The 17,416-nt window shown below is 67.3% G+C and carries 16 protein-coding genes; 5 read left to right on the forward strand and 11 right to left on the reverse strand.

The annotated features are described in order from the left end of the window. Window positions 1-28: 28 nt before the first annotated feature. From AC13GF_RS11140 to AC13GF_RS11150, 3 genes are all read right to left on the reverse strand, one after another. A complete protein-coding gene (locus tag AC13GF_RS11140; RefSeq protein ID WP_049435403.1) occupies window positions 29-343 on the reverse strand; it encodes a hypothetical protein in 315 nt (104 codons plus the stop codon). Between the two features lie 72 nt (window positions 344-415). Beyond that, a complete protein-coding gene (gene mltA, locus AC13GF_RS11145; protein ID WP_483004643.1) occupies window positions 416-1,573 on the reverse strand; it encodes a murein transglycosylase A in 1,158 nt (385 codons plus the stop codon). A 64-nt stretch (window positions 1,574-1,637) separates the two neighbouring features. Further along, entirely contained in the window at window positions 1,638-3,095 is a 1,458-nt protein-coding gene (locus tag AC13GF_RS11150) for an alpha/beta fold hydrolase (RefSeq protein WP_483004644.1), read from the reverse strand. Window positions 3,096-3,276: 181 nt separating this feature from the next. Here AC13GF_RS11150 and AC13GF_RS11155 point away from each other — a divergent pair, with 181 nt between their 5' ends. Beyond that, window positions 3,277-4,986, forward strand: coding sequence for a histidine kinase (locus AC13GF_RS11155; protein ID WP_483004645.1), 1,710 nt, complete (start codon window positions 3,277-3,279; stop codon window positions 4,984-4,986). Beyond that, the gene (locus AC13GF_RS11160) at window positions 4,974-5,675 is read left to right on the forward strand and encodes a LytR/AlgR family response regulator transcription factor (RefSeq protein ID WP_483004646.1); all 702 of its coding nucleotides are present in this window, start codon (window positions 4,974-4,976) and stop codon (window positions 5,673-5,675) included. Before AC13GF_RS11155 ends, AC13GF_RS11160 begins: the two co-directional genes overlap by 13 nt. A gap of 30 nt (window positions 5,676-5,705) precedes the next feature. On the opposite strand, the gene AC13GF_RS11165 is transcribed toward AC13GF_RS11160, so the two are convergent. The 4 genes from AC13GF_RS11165 to glnA all read right to left on the reverse strand — a co-directional run bounded on the left by AC13GF_RS11165 (window position 5,706) and on the right by glnA (window position 10,139). Then, window positions 5,706-6,452 (reverse strand): N-acetylmuramoyl-L-alanine amidase, encoded by a 747-nt coding sequence (locus AC13GF_RS11165; RefSeq protein ID WP_483004647.1) that lies wholly within the window; start codon window positions 6,450-6,452, stop codon window positions 5,706-5,708. 167 nt (window positions 6,453-6,619) lie between these two features. Then, window positions 6,620-8,050, reverse strand: a complete 1,431-nt coding sequence (locus tag AC13GF_RS11170) for an ammonium transporter (protein WP_483004648.1) — start codon at window positions 8,048-8,050, stop codon at window positions 6,620-6,622. Window positions 8,051-8,071: 21 nt separating this feature from the next. Beyond that, window positions 8,072-8,410, reverse strand: a complete 339-nt coding sequence (locus tag AC13GF_RS11175; protein ID WP_004134334.1) for a P-II family nitrogen regulator — start codon at window positions 8,408-8,410, stop codon at window positions 8,072-8,074. A 319-nt stretch (window positions 8,411-8,729) separates the two neighbouring features. Next, the gene (gene glnA / locus AC13GF_RS11180) at window positions 8,730-10,139 is read right to left on the reverse strand and encodes a type I glutamate--ammonia ligase (protein ID WP_004153533.1); all 1,410 of its coding nucleotides are present in this window, start codon (window positions 10,137-10,139) and stop codon (window positions 8,730-8,732) included. Between the two features lie 224 nt (window positions 10,140-10,363). Here glnA and AC13GF_RS11185 point away from each other — a divergent pair, with 224 nt between their 5' ends. The 3 genes from AC13GF_RS11185 to AC13GF_RS11195 all read left to right on the forward strand — a co-directional run bounded on the left by AC13GF_RS11185 (window position 10,364) and on the right by AC13GF_RS11195 (window position 12,660). Continuing rightward, complete coding sequence (locus AC13GF_RS11185) at window positions 10,364-11,158, forward strand: undecaprenyl-diphosphate phosphatase (protein ID WP_126928647.1); 795 nt, start codon at window positions 10,364-10,366, stop codon at window positions 11,156-11,158. A 73-nt stretch (window positions 11,159-11,231) separates the two neighbouring features. Continuing rightward, on the forward strand, window positions 11,232-12,059 hold the full coding sequence (locus AC13GF_RS11190; RefSeq protein ID WP_483004649.1) for a DUF4377 domain-containing protein: 828 nt from the start codon (window positions 11,232-11,234) through the stop codon (window positions 12,057-12,059). Between the two features lie 142 nt (window positions 12,060-12,201). Further along, window positions 12,202-12,660: an META domain-containing protein gene (locus AC13GF_RS11195; RefSeq protein ID WP_483004650.1), complete on the forward strand. Its 459-nt coding sequence runs from the start codon at window positions 12,202-12,204 to the stop codon at window positions 12,658-12,660. 90 nt (window positions 12,661-12,750) lie between these two features. Here AC13GF_RS11195 and AC13GF_RS11200 read toward each other — a convergent pair whose 3' ends face one another. From AC13GF_RS11200 to AC13GF_RS11215, 4 genes are read right to left on the reverse strand one after another with little or no spacing between them, the layout of a single operon-like run. Continuing rightward, window positions 12,751-13,362, reverse strand: a complete 612-nt coding sequence (locus tag AC13GF_RS11200) for a YbhB/YbcL family Raf kinase inhibitor-like protein (RefSeq protein WP_483004651.1) — start codon at window positions 13,360-13,362, stop codon at window positions 12,751-12,753. Between the two features lie 10 nt (window positions 13,363-13,372). Further along, window positions 13,373-15,442 (reverse strand): tetratricopeptide repeat protein, encoded by a 2,070-nt coding sequence (locus AC13GF_RS11205; protein ID WP_483004652.1) that lies wholly within the window; start codon window positions 15,440-15,442, stop codon window positions 13,373-13,375. A 56-nt stretch (window positions 15,443-15,498) separates the two neighbouring features. Beyond that, window positions 15,499-16,488, reverse strand: coding sequence for a YheT family hydrolase (locus AC13GF_RS11210; protein ID WP_483004746.1), 990 nt, complete (start codon window positions 16,486-16,488; stop codon window positions 15,499-15,501). Window positions 16,489-16,540: 52 nt separating this feature from the next. Further along, entirely contained in the window at window positions 16,541-17,332 is a 792-nt protein-coding gene (locus AC13GF_RS11215; RefSeq protein ID WP_483004653.1) for a lysophospholipid acyltransferase family protein, read from the reverse strand. Window positions 17,333-17,416 lie beyond the last annotated feature (84 nt).

The following is a 17,416-nucleotide window of genomic DNA, read 5'->3' on the forward strand; positions in this document are numbered from 1 at the left end:
AAAAGGACCCGAACCCGGCCGGGCAGCGTTACACCGGGTAGCCGGTGGCTTCCCGGGCCTTCTTCCAGGCGCTTTCGAATTCGCGCGCGGAGATTTCGTCGTCCTCGTCGAAATCCAGGAACGACACCGGCTGGTCGGCCAGCAGGAAGCGGTCGTCGCTGTGGGCGTGCTCGTCGGCCCAGACCATCTTGGTGCCGTAGATCTCCACCTGGCGCACGATCTTCTCGCCACGGGCTTCCATCAGCACGTTGCCCTTGCCCAAGCCCGATTCGGCCCAGTGCTTGTAGTACTTCTTTGCGGCGGATTTCGCGCCGGATTTTGCGTTGTGCTTTGCGTAGGTCATTGCAGGGGTCCTGGCCGCAGGCGCGGCCGGAAAGTTCGGAATGACGCCATTATCAGGCATCCGGGGGCCAACCTACTGCGGCAGCGCTACGCCCTTCGGCCACAGCATCCAGATGTTGCCCTTCTGCTTCATGTCGCCGGCCAGCTTGCCGGCGGCATCGCCGCTGCCCCAGTACAGGTCCGCGCGCACTTCGCCGGCAATCGCGCCGCCGGTGTCCTGCGCAGCCACCGGGCGTACCACGGGCGTGCCATCGGGGCGCGTGGTGGACAGCCACAGCAGGCTGCCCAGCGGCACCACGCTGCGATCCACCGCCACGCTGTAGCCGGCGGTGAGCGGCACGTTCAGTGAACCGCGTGGACCCTCCGGGCTGTCCGGGTTGCGCACGAAGAACACGTAGCTGGGATTGCTGCGCAGCAGTTCCGGCACGCGCGCGGGATTGGCCCGGGCCCAGGCGCGGATGGCGTCCATGGTGACGTCTTCCTTCTTCAGCTGGCCCTGGTCCACCAGCCAGCGGCCGATGGCACGGTACGGGTGGCCGTTCTGTTCCGCATAGGCCAGCCGCACCTGCTTGCCATCGGCTAGGCGCACGCGGCCGGACCCCTGGATCTGCAGCAGCTGCAGGTCCATCGGGTCGGTCAGCCAGGCCAGCACAGAGGCCTTGGCGCCCTTGGCCGCGATGGTGCCGGCGTCGTCATAGGGCTTGAGCACCTTGCCCTCGACGCGCCCGCGCAGGCGCTTGCCCTTCAGTTCCGGGTAGAGACTCTCCAGCTGCACCACCACCAGATCATCGGGCGTGCCATAGACCGGCACCGTGGCCTTGGCGGTACGGGTCAGGCTGCCGGGGTAGATCGGCTCGTAATAGCCCGTGATCAGCCCGTCGGCCTGGTGGCCGCCGGCACGCAGCGCGTAGACCTCGAGGTCGCGCTGCAGGAACTGGCGGATCGCGGCCGGGTCCTTGTCCGCTACCGTCGCGGCGGTGGCACAGGGTTTGGCCCAGACCGCATCGTTCTTCAGGCGGGTGCAGCTGCTGCGCCAGGCAACGAATCCGGCCTGCAGGTCGCTGTCGGAGACCGGTGGCAATGCGCTCCATGTGGCCTTGGCGTAGGTGGCCGTGGGCTTCGGTACTGCCGGAGCTTCAGGGCGGGTGCCCGTGGTGGAGCAGCCAGCAAGCACGGTCAGCGCAAGAAGGCTCAAGCGCGTGCGGTTCAGGGGGGCGATGATGTCTTTCATTGCCCCAATGTAGAGGAAATGGCTCAGCGCCGGACCGTCGGGGATCCGGCGCCACGCTCTCCCTTCAGCGTCCGCCGCCTCCCAGCAGGCCACTGTTGCTGGTGGCGAACACCGGCGGCGGCACGTCCAGCACGGCATCGTTCACGGCGCGGCCGGCCAGGAAGTCGACGATGCTGCGTGCAATGGCAGGATTGCCCACCCACAGCTCGTGATGATGGCTGGCATTGCGTACCAGCAGCGAGCGGCCGTTGCTCAAACCGGGACGCAGCGCGTCGGCATTGGCCGGCGGCGTGCGCCCATCCAGCGTGCCGCTGATGAACAGCACCGGCACGTCGCTGCGCAGCGGCCCGCGGAAGGATTCGCCCAGATCGGCCAGGCCCAGACCGTTGCCGATGGCGGGGAACGGGAAGTTCAGGGCGTTGCCGAACAGGCTTTCGCGTGCCTGCGCCTCTACCCGTGCCAGGCGTTGCGGGCTCTGCCCGGAGGCCACATCCATGGCCAGCCCCATTGCCGGGTACTGGGAGAACTGCGCGCGCACGATCAGCACCAGGTCGGCCATCGGATCGTAATTGCCGCGCTCGGCCTCGCGCAGGACCAGCGGCAGCCACTGCTGGGTATGCCGTTGGCCAAGGGCATTGGCCATCAGGATCTGCGCATCGAATTCACCGATGGTCACTTGGCGACCGTCATGCATGCGGCTGCGACCCTGTCGCGGCTGCTCATGCAATGCCTGCAGCACACGCTTTGCCGATCCGGCCAGATCGTCGAAGCCGTCCTTGCGGGCCAGTGGCGCCAGCTCCTGCAGCAAGGCGTCGCTGCTGAGCGGCAGCTTCAACGTATCATCGGGGCCTTCTGTGCCCATCAGCACCACGCGTTCCAGGCCCTTGCCGTGCAGGCGCACCGTCGCAAGCGCCAGGTGGGTGCCGTAACTCATGCCCCACACGCTGATCCTGGGCACACCCAGCGCGCGCCGCAGATCATCCAGGTCATCGGCACTCTCGGCGGTGGTATAGGCGCCCAGATCGACGCCCGCCTGGCGCCAGAACGCCACGCACTTGGCAGCCGTCGCCTGCAATGCGGCCAGGGCCGCATCGTGCTGCAGCGGTTGGCCATCGTCGAAGCGGGTTTCATGCGGACACTCCGGCGGCGGTTCAGACAGGCCGGCACCGCGCTGATCGAGCAGCAGCACGTCGGCTTCGCGCCGGACCTGGTCGAACACCGGCCAGCGCGGACCGCGCGCAGTATCGATGCCGGAGCCACCCGGACCACCGGCCAGGTAGACCACGGGGGCGCTGCGGCCATTGCCGCCGGTTGCACGTAGGCGTACCACTTTCAACCGCATGCGCGGCCCATCCGGCTCGCTGTGCCGGCGCGGCACATCCAGCACGGCGATCTCTGCGGGGATGGCGCCATGTGCTTTGGTCTGCAGTGTGTACGGCTCGAACGCCAATGCCGGAGGCGTGGCCTGGGCCGGCATGACCGCCGCGAGCGCCAGGCAGAACGTGGCCGCGGCGGCGACCATGGCAGAGCGACGAGGAGGGTGACTGCTGGACGATGTGCAGGCGTTGCGGCTCATGCTGGGCTCCAAAGGATGGACGTGCGTGGCCAGCATCGGGTCGATCGCGGGGCTGCGGAGGCGCCCGCCTGCCGAACGTCTCCAGACGGCGGTCCAATGGCTCCACGCAACCGATACGATGGCCGACATGCAGATCACACGAACCCTTGCTGTCCTTGCTGTCCTGCTTGCGGCCGTGACGGCGTGGCTGATCGTTTCGAAGCCCCCCGCCGGGCTGGTGTTCGTGCAGGGGGCGCAGATGGCACCTGCGGACGCCGGGACATCCAGCGCCCTGCCTCCGCGGCCACCGCAGGACCTGGCCTGGCGTCCGCTGGATCAGCAGCTGCTGGCGCAGTGGCGCGGCCCGTACTGGCTGCGCTGGCAGGTGCCGGCGCCAACCGGCACCGACGATCATGACCGCACGTTGCGGCTGTCGCTGCGCGCTGCCAGTCAGCTGTACTGGAACGGCACGCCCTGGATCAGCAATGGCGTCGTGGGCCGCACCGCTGAAGAAGAACAACCAGGACGCATCGACCTTGTTCACGTGCTCCCCCCCGCTTCGGGCGATGCCACCGATGAGCTGGTCGTGCTTGCATCCAGCCAGCGACAACATTTCACCCTGCACGGCGCCGACGCGATGGCACTGATCGCGCCCGCTGCTGTGCTGTATGGCCAGATCATCCTGCCATGGCTGGTTGCGGCCTTCGCCATCGGCGCACTGGCGGCAGCGAGCCTGTATTTCCTGGCGGTACTGCGTGGCCAGACCCGCACGCCCGGCACTCGCCTTCTGCTGGCACTGGGCGTGGTGGGACTGGCGTTGCCTGCAGTGGAAGCGTGGCGCTCCCTGCTGGGCTATGACTACCCGTGGCATGGCCTGCGCCTGATTGCACTACTGGCGTTGCACGTAGCCGCGGCGGCACTGCTGCCAGCCTATCTGGCGCGGCGGTTCCAGGTGACAGTGCCGCGTGCCGCGTGCTTCGCCTATCTGTCAGTGATCGTGGCGCTCGCCATCATCCTGCCCGGCTTCGATACGCGCTCGGCCGCAGTGCTGTTGTTGAGCCTGCTCGCTTCGCTGTGGCTGCTGTTGCGTGTGCGCGGCGACACAGAGGATCGATGGCCGATCCTGGCCCTGCTGCTGGCTGGCCTGCTGGCGTTGCTGGTCGCGCGCGGTGCTTTCCTTGACGGGCCGTACTTCCTGCTGCTGGCGGTGCTGATGGTGTTCCTGCTACTGCGTCACGCGGCACAGCTGCAGGGATTGGACCGGCACAACGCGTTGCTGCGTGAAGAGCGTGCACGGCTTTCACTGCAGTTGCTGCAGCGAGGCATCCAGCCACATTGGCTGATGAACACCCTTACAAGCCTGCAGGAACTGATCGAACAGGCACCACAGCGCGCGAGCCGCCTGGTGGAATCGCTGGCCGATCAGTTCGATCGCCTGCGCGACAGCAGCAGCCGACAGAGCGTTCCCTTGCAGGACGAGTTGGCCCTGTGCCGCAGCCATCTGGACATCGTTGGCCAGTCGCTGGGCCAGCCGCTGCTGCTGGAGGTGGAGGGCGAAGACGCGCCGCTGTCGCTGCCACCCGGCATCCTGCATGCGCAGGTGGAGAACGCGCTGACCCATGCCGGCGCGCTGGCGTGCGTGCAGCACCCGTTCCGTCTGCGCGTGAAGCGCGACGATGACCGTTGGGTGCTGGAACTGCACAGCGCGCGCGGCTCATCCTCGCATCGCGGTCGCGGCACGGGCACGCGTTACATCGAAGCCAGCCTGGCCGCCGCAAGTCCCGGCGGATGGAGCTTCGTGCAGGGCATCGACGGCAACCAGTGGCGCGGACGGATCGAGCTGACATGCGCATCCTGATCGTCGAGGACGAACCGCTGGTACGCCAGCGCCTGCAGCGGCTGTGCGCCGAGCTGGCAGGTCCGCGCGCGCGCTTCGATGCCGTGGCCGATCTGGAAGCAGCCGGCGACCGCTTGCAGCGCAATGTCTATGACGGCCTGCTGCTGGACCTCAACCTTGGGGGCGAGGACGGTTTCGAACTGCTGCGGCGTGCGGTAGCCGGCCGTTACCAGTGTGTAGTGGTATCGGCCCACCGTGATCGTGCGCTGCAGGCGTTTGAACACGGTGTACTCGACTTCGTTCCCAAGCCGTTTTCGCGCGAACGCCTTGGCCAGGCGCTGGAACGCTTGTTGGGTACCGGCGGTCCGCGTTCAGGCCGGGCACGCTACCTGGGCATCTGGCGCGCGCAGGGAACGGCAACCGTCGAGCTCTCGGAGGTGATGTGGATCGCGGCGGACGGCGACTACAGCCAGGTGCGCATGCGCGATGGCCGCAGCGAACTACATGACAAATCGCTGGCCGCACTGGCCAACGTGCTGCCTGCGGATTTCGTCCGCTGCCATCGATCGCATCTGGTCAACCTGCGGCACGTGCGGACGCTGCATGCCGGTTCCGGCAGCCGCTACTGGCTGGTGTTGAGCGATGGCAGCGAGCTGGCGATCGGTCGCGCACATGTCGCGGCGGTACGCAGCGCGCTGGGGATGGAGTGAGGCTGCCAGCCATGGGCCGCCACTAGGGGCTCATAGGCTCTGCAGCAACAGCGAATGAAGGATGCGGGCGTCCTCGGCATCCAGCGTCTTCGGCAGGTCGTCGCGACCACGGAAACGGCGGTGGAAGGCCGCAACGGTGGCCTCACGGTTGTCCAGCGGATAGCCAAAGCGGGCCAGCGCATTCCACGCATCGAAGCCTTCCGGCGCAGCACCATCCGCAATGCGCGGCCAGACCCCGAACCCGGCCTCGGCCAGCTGCTGCCATGGGAAGAGGCGGCTCGGATCCTGCTTGCGCGTTGGCGCCAGGTCGGCATGGCCGATCACTTGGCGCGGCGGAATGTTCAGGCGCGTAGTGAGATCGCGCAGCAGCACGATCAGCGATTCGATCTGTGCCGCACTGAACGGACTGCGGCCATCGTTGTCGAGCTCGATCCCGATCGAGGCCGAATTGAGATCGGTGATGGTGCCCCAGCGCCCGGCCCCGGCGTGCCAGGCACGGCGCTCATCGGCCACCAGCTGGTAGCGATGGCCATCGGCACCGATCAGGTAGTGCGCGCTGACCGGTCCACCGCTGTTGGCCGTACGCAGCGTATGCAGGCTCTGCTGCACCGACTTCTGCTCGGTGTGGTGGATGACGATGATGACCGGCGTGCGCGCGTTCTGGTTGGGTGACGGCACCCAGGTGGCGAGCGGGTTGCGGGTTTCCTGCGGCGTGGAGGCGCAGGCGGCCAGCAGCAGGCAGGCCGAGAGCATCAGGGCGGTGCGGGTCGGGTGCATGGCCCGATTGTGCGCGATCAGGCGCGATGATGCATGCCGCCGTGCAGAGCAAGCTTGGCACCCACCAGAGAGGATGCGGTAGATCCACGCCATGCGTGGATGGGCTACCCGCTGTGCCGACCAACGGTCGGCACCCACAACATCAATGCAGTAGCTCCGCCGCTACTTCAGGCCTCGTAGGCAGATTCACCGTGCGAGGTCACATCCAGGCCCGTGCGTTCGGCCTCTTCGGTCACGCGCAGGCCGACCACGCTGCGCACTACCAGCAGGATCAGCGTGGTTACCACCGCCGACCACACCACGGTCAGGCCGACGCTGACCACCTGCACCCACACCTGATGGGCGATATCCAGATCGGCCTTGGTGCCGCCCAGCGACTGCGCACTGAACACGCCGGTAAGGATCGCGCCGACGATGCCGCCGACACCATGCACACCGAACACGTCGGCAGTGTCGTCCACCTTCAGCAGGCGCTTCAAACCGGTCACGCCCCACACGCAGACCATGCCGGCGACGAAGCCGATGATGATCGCGCCGAGCGGGCCGACAGTGCCACAAGCCGGGGTGATGCCGACCAGGCCGGCGACCGCACCCGAGGCCGCGCCCAGTGCCGAAGGCTTGCCCTTGCCGATTGCTTCCACCAAGGTCCAGCCGAGTACGGCGGCAGCAGTGGCCAGCACGGTGTTGAGGAAGGCCAGCGAGGCCACGGTGTCAGCGGCGGCGGCGGAACCGGCGTTGAAGCCGAACCAGCCGACCCACAGCAGCATCGCGCCGATGTAGGTGAACGGCACGTTGTGCGGTTTCAGCGCGGTCTGGCCATAGCCCAGGCGCTTGCCGACGAACCACGCAGCGACCAGGCCGGCCACGCCCGCGTTGATGTGCACCACGGTGCCACCGGCGAAATCGATCGCGCCCATCTCACCCAGGTAGCCGCCACCCCAGACGATGTGCGCCATCGGGATGTAGCTGAGGGTGAACCACAGCGCCGAGAACAACAGCACCGCACGGAACTTGATGCGTTCGGCGAAGGCACCGACGATCAGCGCGGTGGTGATGCCGGCAAACGTCGACTGGAAGGCGACGAACAGGTAATCCGGCAGGCCCTTGATCGGCGTGTTGCCGACCGACTCCGGAGTGAAGCCCTTGAGGAAAGCGAATTCGGTGAACGAGCCGAAGAACGGGTTGCCCGCGCTGAACACCGCGCTGTAGCCATAGGCCACCCACAGCAGCAGCACCAGCGAGAACACCACCAGGATCTGGCTGAGCACCGACAGCACGTTCTTCGAACGCACCAGGCCACCGTAGAACAGGGCCAGGCCCGGCACCACCATCAGCAGCACCAGCAGGGTGGAGGTGAGCATCCAGGCCACATCGCCGCGATCATAGGCGGCCGCCGCTTCGGCCACGGCCGGTGCAGCCGCTGCGGCAAGCGGATCCTGCAGCGGTTCAACAGCCACGCTTTCGCTCGGCAGCGGCGACACCTGCACCTGGGCATGGGCACTGCCCGGCCAGGCGCCGGCGGCCAACGCGCTGAGCAGCATCAACAGGCACACCAGATGGAACCGGGCTTGCCACCCGGTGAGAAGGCGCATCTTCATGGGAGAGTCTCCGGAAGGGGGTTACAGCGCGTCGGCACCGATTTCGCCGGTGCGGATGCGGATGACCTGTTCGACGGCGGTGACGAAGATCTTGCCGTCACCGATCTTGCCGGTACCTGCAGACGACTGGATCGCTTCGATCACCGCGTCGGCACGCTCATCGGTGACCACGGTTTCGATCTTGATCTTGGGCAGGAAATCGACGACGTACTCGGCGCCGCGATACAGCTCGGTGTGGCCCTTCTGGCGACCGAAGCCTTTCACTTCGGTCACGGTGATGCCCGACACGCCCGCGTCGGACAGGGCCTCGCGGACCTCGTCGAGCTTGAACGGCCGGATGATGGCGGAGATCAGTTTCATGCGCATGTCCCGAGGGTGGATGGAGCCAGCGCGCCAGCGCGCGTTGGCATCAGGCAACCAACGGCCATCGGGGTGATGGCCGCGGCTGTTGCACCGGACACGTACAGGGCCGGGACGGCCGTGCCTCTCTCCTTGCACGACCGACGCGGGAGGGAGGGCGGCCCTGGTCGCGTATCCGGTCTTTCTCTTGCCCCTGTTTCAGCGGACCAGCAGTCCGCTCTACCACGGCGGGCCGGGGCCCGCCGTGCGGCTCCCCAGCCACGAGAACGGAAGCGATGGCGGCGGGTGGGAGGGGGATGCCCACCGCCATCGCCACCGGTCAGCTGGCGTAGTACAGCTGGTATTCCAGCGGGTGGGTGGCCGCGCGGAACTTGGTCACTTCCTGCATCTTCAGCGCGATGTAGCCGTCGATGAAGTCATCGCTCATCACGCCGCCGGCCTTCAGGAACTCGCGGTCCTTGTCCAGCGCTTCCAGCGCCTGGTCCAGCGAGGAGCAGACCTGCGGGATCAGCTTCTCTTCTTCCGGCGGCAGGTCGTACAGGTCCTTGTCGCTCGGTGCGCCCGGGTCGATCTGGTTCTTGATGCCGTCCAGGCCGGCCATCATCAGCGCGGTGAAGGTCAGGTAGCCGGACTGGATCGGGTCCGGGAAGCGCATTTCGATGCGGCGCGCCTTCGGGTTCGAGACCCACGGAATGCGGCACGAGGCCGAACGGTTGCGGGCCGAGTAGGCCAGCATCACCGGTGCTTCGTAGCCCGGCACCAGGCGCTTGTAGCTGTTGGTGCCCGAGTTGGCGAAGGCGTTGATGGCCTTGGCGTGCTTGAAGATGCCACCGATGTACCACAGCGCCAGCTGGCTCAGGCCGCCGTAGCCGTCACCGGAGAACAGGTTGGTGCCGCCCTTGGACAGCGACTGGTGCACGTGCATGCCGCTGCCGTTGTCGCCGACGATCGGCTTGGGCATGAAGGTGACGGTCTTGCCGTTGCGGTGCGCGACGTTCTTGATCACGTACTTCATGCGCAGCAGTTCGTCGGCCTTCTGCACCAGGGTGCTGAACTTGGTGCCGATCTCGCACTGGCCGGCGGTGGCCACTTCGTGGTGCTGCACTTCCACTTCGATGCCGACCTGTTCCAGGGTCTTGCACATCTCGGCGCGCAGGTCGTGCAGGGTGTCGGTCGGCGGAACGGGGAAGTAACCGCCCTTCACGCCCGGACGGTAACCGCTGTTGGCGCCGTCGTACTTGGCGCCGCTGTTCCACGCCGCTTCTTCCGAGTCGACCTGGAAGAAGGTGTGGCCCATTTCATTGGCGAAGCGGACCGAGTCGAAGATGAAGAATTCCGGCTCCGGGCCGAAGAACGCGGTTTCGGCGATGCCGGAGGACTTCAGGTAGGCCTCGGCGCGCTTGGCGATGCCGCGCGGGCAGCGGCCATACGGCTGCATGGTGGCCGGATCGAGGATGTCGCAGCTGATCACGATGGTCGGATCGGCGTAGAACGGGTCGACGTAGGCGCTGGCGGTATCCGGCAGCAGCACCATGTCCGATTCGGCGATGCCCTTCCAGCCGGCGATCGAGCTGCCATCGAACATCTTGCCTTCTTCGAACAGCGACGGCTCGACGATGCTGACCGGGAAGGTCACGTGCTGCTCGACACCACGCATGTCGACAAAGCGCAGGTCGACGAACTCGATCTGGTTGTCCTTGATCAGCTTCTCAACGTTTTCCACGGACATCGGTACGACCTCGGATGGGGATGAATGCCTGCTGAGGTACAGCAACGACCGTGCCAACTTTTCGCAGCCCGCAAGTCATTGATTTGAAAAAGACCGCCCCGCGTCGGTGCAGAATCATGTGCACCAAATGGGTGCAGTCGGCACCAGACGCACCCGTTTGGTGCGGCAGTGATCGTCTATCCTCTCGACCTTCTTCCTTCCTGCCGCGCGTGCCCGCACCGTCCATGTCCGACCTGCTCTCCGCCCTGCTGCTGGGCATCCTCGAAGGCTTGACCGAGTTCCTGCCGATCTCCAGCACCGGCCACCTGCTCATCGCCCAGCACTGGCTGGGTGCCCGTTCGGACTTCTTCAACATCGTCATCCAGGCCGGTGCGATCGTGGCGGTGGTACTGGTGTTCCGCCAGCGCCTGCTGCAGCTGGCCACCGGCTTCAACCAGCGCGAGAACCGCGAGTACGTGTTCAAGCTGGGCGCCGCCTTCCTGGTCACTGCCGTAGTCGGCCTGGTGGTGCGCAAGGCCGGCTGGTCGCTGCCGGAGACGGTCAGCCCGGTGGCCTGGGCGCTGATCATCGGTGGCGTCTGGATGCTGCTGGTGGAGGCCTATACCGCGCGCCTGCCCGACCGCGACCAGGTGACCTGGACGGTAGCGATCGGCGTCGGCCTGGCGCAGGTGGTGGCCGGTGTGTTCCCCGGCACCTCGCGCTCGGCCTCGGCGATCTTCCTGGCCATGCTGCTGGGCCTGAGCCGCCGCGCCGCCGCCGCCGAGTTCGTGTTCCTGGTCGGCATCCCGACCATGTTCGCCGCCAGCGCCTACACCTTCCTGGAGATGGCCAAGGCCGGGCAGCTGGGCAGCGAAGACTGGGCGGACGTGGGCGTGGCCTTCCTTGCCGCGGCCGTCACCGGCTTCGTCGTAGTGAAGTGGCTGATGGGCTACATCAAGTCGCACAAGTTCACCGCCTTCGCCATCTACCGCATCGCGCTGGGCGCAGCACTGCTGCTGTGGTTGCCGTCCGGCAGCTGAACAGCGCCGGGGCACGGTAACCCCGTTGCCGGCCCCACCCCGTTTCCCCCACGGTTCCCCAAGGAGAATCACCATGAACCGCAAGCTCACCCTGCTCCTCCCGCTGGCCCTGATGGCCGCCTGCAGCCAGACCCCGGCCCCGGCCGGCACCGGCGGCGACGACGTGGCCCCGGCCGCGGCCAAGGCAGCAGACCAGCAGACGCTGGCGCACCTGGACGCGCAGCGCCTGCAGAGCCAGCACTGGCTGCTGCAGCAGGCCACCGGCGCCGACGGCAAGCGCATCGACGCGCTGTTCGCCCGCGAAGACAAGCCGGTCACCCTGGACTTCGCTGATGGCCGCCTGTCGGTCAGCAACGCCTGCAACCACATGGGTGGCGGCTACACCCTGGCCGACGGCAAGCTGACGGTCAGTGCGATGGCCTCGACCATGATGGCCTGCACCGACAAGGCGCTGATGGCGCTGGACGAAGCCGTGTCGAGCCGCCTGCAGGGCGAGCTGAAGGCCGAACAGGATGCCGACGGCAAGCTGACCCTGACCAACGCCAAGGGCGACGTGCTGGTCTTCAACCCGGAACCGACCGCTGAAACCCGCTACGGCGGCGCCGGCGAAACCGTGTTCCTGGAAGTGGCCGCCAAGACCGAGAAGTGCTCGCACCCGCTGATCCCGGACTACCAGTGCCTGCAGGTGCGTGAGGTCAAGTTCGACGACAAGGGCCTGAAGCAGGGTGAGCCGGGCAAGTTCGAGAACTTCTACGGCAACATCGAGGGTTACACCCACGAAGACGGCGTGCGCAACGTGGTGCGCGTGAAGCGCTACGAAGTGAAGAACCCGCCGGCCGATGGGTCGTCGCAGGCGTACGTGCTGGACATGGTGGTCGAGTCGGCCATCGAGAAGAAATAAAACGATGGAAGGGCGGCCGCGAGGCCGCCCTTCTTCATGGTCGGTAGAGCCGGCCGCTGGCCGGCTGCCCTGCGGAGCACCGCCAACACACGGATGTTGCCGGCCAGCGGCCGGCACGACCCACATGCATCGGGAGATCGGCATGAAGCACGTCCCCGTCCTCATCATTGCTGCGCTGCTAGCCACGTCTGCGGATGTGGCCGCTGCCAGCACGCCCAGCACCGATCAGCTCGAGGCACACCGGTGGCAACTGGCGCGCGCCACCGACGCGCAGGGCCGACGCATCGATGCCTTGTTCGTCCGCGGTCGCCCGCCCTACACGCTGCGCTTCCAGCCCGGTTACCTGAGCCAGTTGAACCTGTGCAACCAGTCAAGCAGCACCTATCACCTGCAGGGCGACCGGCTGGTCCTGGAGGGCGGCATCATCACCACGGCCGCCTGCATCCGGCCCGAGGTGGCCGAACAGGAACGTGTCGCCGGCACGCTGGTGAATGCACGCGCAGAGATGACGCTTGCGCTGGATGGGCGTGGCCGCCTGCTGCTGCGCAATGCACATGGCGATGTGCTGGAGTTCGCGCCGGTAGCGGGTACGGACGAATGAAAAGGGCGGCCGAAAGGCCGCCCCTTTTCATGGTGGCTCGACTCTACAGAAGCAAAGCCGGCCAGCGGCCGGCTCTACCCATCGTGCCGCTCAGCCCAGCGCCGGGTTCAACGTGTAAGTGCCATGCAGTGCGGCTTCGGCCAGCAGGTGGCCGTGCATGGCACGATACGCGTCTGCGGCGGTGAAGCGCGCCGGAAGCTCCAGCGAGGCCACATCCAGCGCAAACACGCGGAAGAAATAGCGGTGCACGCGTTCGTCGTTGAACGGCGGATACGGGCCGTCATAGCCCAGGTAATCGCCGGCCATGTCCGGGTTGCCCGCAAACCAGCCGGTGAAGTCGTTCAGGCCCTGCCGGCTGCCCGCCGGGCCAGCCGGTGCGGTCTTGCCCTTCACCACGAAGCCATCGCTGCAGCTGCCGGCGGCGATCTCCTGCACCGAGGCCGGAATATCGGCCATCACCCAGTGCACGAAGTCGCAGCGCGGCTGGTCGCGCGGCACGGTCATGTCGCTGCGGCCGACCGTTTCCGCAACGGTCGGCACATCCGGGTCCACGCACACCAGCAGGAACGAACGCGTGCCTTCCGGTGCGCCGTTCCAGGCCAGGTGCGGGTTGCGGTCCGGCGCGAAGCCGGTGGCATCGCCGGCGGCGAACTCGCGGTCGATCGGCGCACCGTTGGTCAGGCTGTGGCTGCTCAGTTGCATCGGCTTCTCCTTACTCTTCCGGGTAACCCAGGCGCACCGCAATCGGGGTGAGCTTGGCAAAGGCGGCGTTCATCACGTCGCGGTAGTTGCGCCAGTGGCCCGGCGGGAAGCGCGGTGCGCCCAGCTGGGCAGCCGGCGGCATCTGCCGCTCGAACAGGCGTCCCAGCAGCTCGGCCATCGCGTGCGGATCGTTGCCGATCTGGTCGATGCGCAGCAGCACGTGCGGGTACAGCTCTTCCTCATGCAGGGTGGCAACCTGGGCCAGCGCGCGCGCCAGCCATTCGCTGGCTTCAGCCAGCGAGGTCATCGCCAGCGGAGCGGCAGCGCCGTAGGCCACCCAGTCCAGCAGCATGTCGCGCGGATCACGCAGCACGAGCACCAGTCGTCCCTGCGGCAGCTGCGGGCGCAGCGCCCACAGCAGGGCGTTGTCCCACCACAGCAGCCAGTCGATGACGGCATCGCCCTGCAGGCCACGCGCCGGCAGCTGCTCGCGCCAGCGCTGCACCAGCCGCTCCGGCGTCAGCACGCCGGAGGCGAGATCCTGCAGCGTGTGGTAGTTCTGGAATGCATCATCCGGCGGATTGCTGGTGTAGCGGTCGCTGCGCAGCACCGGGCTGGCGGCCGCCAGGCCGGTCGCAACCCGCTCCACACCCGAACCCGGCGCACCCCACAGGAAGATCGGCGCGGAGCTGGCATCACTGTCAATCTCGCCCTTCTCCGGCCAGCTCGGCGGCGCCTTGGCCTGCGGCGGAAGCGGCAGGCGCTGCGGTGCCTGGTCGGCCTGCAGCGCCATCCACGTCTGCAGCGCCTGTTCCGGCTGGCCAGCGCGGTCCTGGATTTCACCCAGCCAGGTACGCAGGTCGGCGCGATGGCCGTCCGGCGCCCTGTCGATCAGCGCCTGCACGCGCGCGATCGCGGCAACCGGATCACGCTGCAGCAGGCCTTCGACCAGGCGTGTTTCGCCACTGACGCGGCCCGGTTCGAGGCTGACGATACGTTCGGCGATGGCTTCGGCCTGTTCGTGTTCACCCACCATGTCATGCAGGCGCAGGCGTGCTTCCAGTGCCGGCAGATGACCCGGCATCGCGTCCATCCAGCGCTCCACGGTCGCCGCGGCGGTCGGGCTGCCGACTTCTTCCACGGCCAGGCGTGCCAGCCACAGGTCGTGCAGCTGCGGATGCTGTTCCAGGGCAGCGTCCAGGCGCGCGCGCGCCTCGTCTTCGCGGCCCAGGCGCTGCCAGGACATCAGCAGCAGCTGCAGCACCTGGCGGTCGTCGGGGATCGATTCCAGCAACGGCAGCAGATGGTCCAGCGCCTGCAGCGGCTGGCCACCGCGCAGCGACAGCTCACCGGCCAGGCGGCGCATCGACGGCGTATCCATGCCTTCCTGCTGCAAAGCGATCTGCATCGCTTCGGCAGCGGCCTCCACGTTGCCCTGGCGCAACGCCAGCTGCACCACCAGGCCATGCAGCGAGCTGATGGCCGGGTTCAATTCCAGCACGCGGCGGAAGGCCTGCTCGGCGAAGGCCAGCATGTCCTTGCCCAGGTAGGCAAAGCCCAGTGCGTACAGCACGCGGGTGTCGTTGGGCTGCGCCTGGTTGGCCGCCGACAGCAGCGTCAGCGCACGATCCGGGTCGTCACGGCGCAGCGCGATCATGCCGTCGATGGTCAGCAGTTCCGGGTGATCCGGCTCAACGCGCGAAGCCAGCGTGGACAGGCGCTGGGCTTCATCGAAGTCGTTGCGGCCGATGGCCAGGTGCGCCTGCATCAGGTAGGCGGAGAAGGAGTTCGGGTCGAGCCCGGTGGTGCGCGCCAGCGCTTGGTCGGCGCCTTCGTACTGGCGCAGGGCCAGCAGCAGGCCGGCATGCTGCAGGTGCAGCTGGCCGTCGTCCGGTGCCAGCTGCAACGCCTGCTGCAGGGCTTCCATGGCGTCTTCGGCCTTGCCCTGCTGCTGCAGCGCAAGCGCCAGCCAGCGGTGGGCTTCGGCCTGGCCGGGTTCATCACGGGTCCACGCCTGGGCCAGCTGCACGGCCTGGTCGGCCTGGTTCTGGCGCAACGCTTGGATGATCTGGTCTTGCATGGCGGTCCGGTTCAAGTGCAAACCCGCATTGTAGCGGTCCACGCACCGGTGCCGGTTCAGCCCGTCAGTACCCGCTGCAGGCGCTGCGCCACCCAGCGCTCGGAGAAGCCGTCACCCCGCCAGTTTTCCAGGAAGCCGCAGTGGCCTCCCCAGCACGCGGTTTCCAGGTGCGCCTGGCGCGGCAGCTGCCAATCGCTGAAGGTCGCGTACGGGATCACCGGGTCGTCCTGCGCCATCAGGATGTCGGCCGGCACCTGCAGGGTGGACAGGCGGTCACCGGCAATCGAATAGCCATCGAAATAGGCCTGCAGCGAGCCGAAGGTGGTATGCCGTTCGACCAGCCAGGCGGTCAGTGCACGGATGTCCAGCTTCAGCACACGGTCGTCGCAGTCGCTCAGCTCGGGGAACAGATCGCGCTTGCGGCGCAGCGAGCCGGCCCATTTGCGGCGGAAGTACCAGTCGTACATCGCCGGGCCGTTCTCGATGCTCTCCATCGTCAGCCCCGGGTCCAGCACCGGGCACACCGAGGCGACGCGCAGCAGCGGCACGCCGGCAGCCGGCGCGCGCAGGGCCAGGCGCAGCACGAAGTTGCCACCCAGCGAATAGCCGGCGGCCACCAGCGGCAGCTGCGGCCAGCGCTGGGCGATATCACCCGCGGCATGCACCACTTCATCGATGAGATTGGAGTGGAAGATGCCGGGATTGAGATGATGGGTGTTGCCATGGTCGCGGAAGTTCAGCCGCACCACATCGAAACCCTGTTCGATCATGCGCGCGGCGGCCATGCGCATGTAGCTGGATTCGGCACTGCCTTCCCAGCCATGCAGCAGCAGCGCGACGCCCTTGGGCTCGCGGCCTTCGACATGGCTGTGCCAGCCCTGCAGGCGCACGCCATCACCACCATCGAGGATCAGCTCTTCGCTGACTGCACCGGTGGCCGCCAGCAGCAGCAGGCCGCGCTGCAGGCGCATGCGGCTGGAACTGAGCATCGACTGCAGGTGCGGATTGCGCAGCCAGCGCGGCGGCTGATAGTCAGCCGCATGCAGCGTCGGCGTACCGGCGTCCAGGACAGGTGGCGGTATCAGGGCCACCGCACCCTCACTGCGTGCTCATGGCCGCCACGATGCGCGCGCGCGAGGTTTCCGCGATGCGTCGACGGCCTTCCAGGTCCTGGGTACCGATCGGCTCCAGGAAATGCACTTCGGTATGCCGCGCCGGCTCACCCAGCAGGCGCAGGAAATTGGCGGCGAAACTCTCGCCCGGGCCGAACGCGACGATGGTCTGTGCGTCGCCCTTCACCCCGTACACCAGCGCCACCGGCTGCACCGGCACGCCGGTTTCAACCGCGGCCTGGAAGATGCGGGCATGGAACGGCCCCACTTCGTGGCCACCGCGGGTGCGGCCTTCCGGGAACACGCCCACCGCCTTGCCGGCACGCAGGCGATCGGCCATCACCTGCATCACCCCACCGAGCGATTCGGTGTTGCCACGCTGATGGAAAATGGTCTGGCCGCGCGCGGCGAGCCAACCCACCAACGGCCAGCTGGCGATCTCGCGCTTGGCAACGAAGCCCATCATGCGCTGGCTGTGCAGAATGGAAATGTCGACCCAGCTGACGTGGTTGGCGACGAACAGCACGGCGCCCGGCAGCGGCTGGCCCACCCGTGACAGGCGGAAGCCGAAGATCCACATCAGCCCGCCCTGCCACCAGTTCACCACCTTCGCCCCGAAGGTATCCTCGCCCACGCGCAGCTCGCCCCACGGCGGGAGCATGCCGATCAGGATCAGCGGCAGGAACACGGTGATGTGGACCAACAGCAGCGGTACGCGGTACAGGTAACGGCACACACGCGCCACGCCGCCACGGGGGGCCGGAGTGGGGGAAGTCATCCGCGCACGATACCGGAGCGCCGCAGCAGCTGCCAGCCGATTTAGGCCATAACCGCCATTGACCGGGGCAATCGGCGGGGAACG

It is taken from the genome of Stenotrophomonas sp. 22LJNL06-5-1, assembly GCF_056861455.1.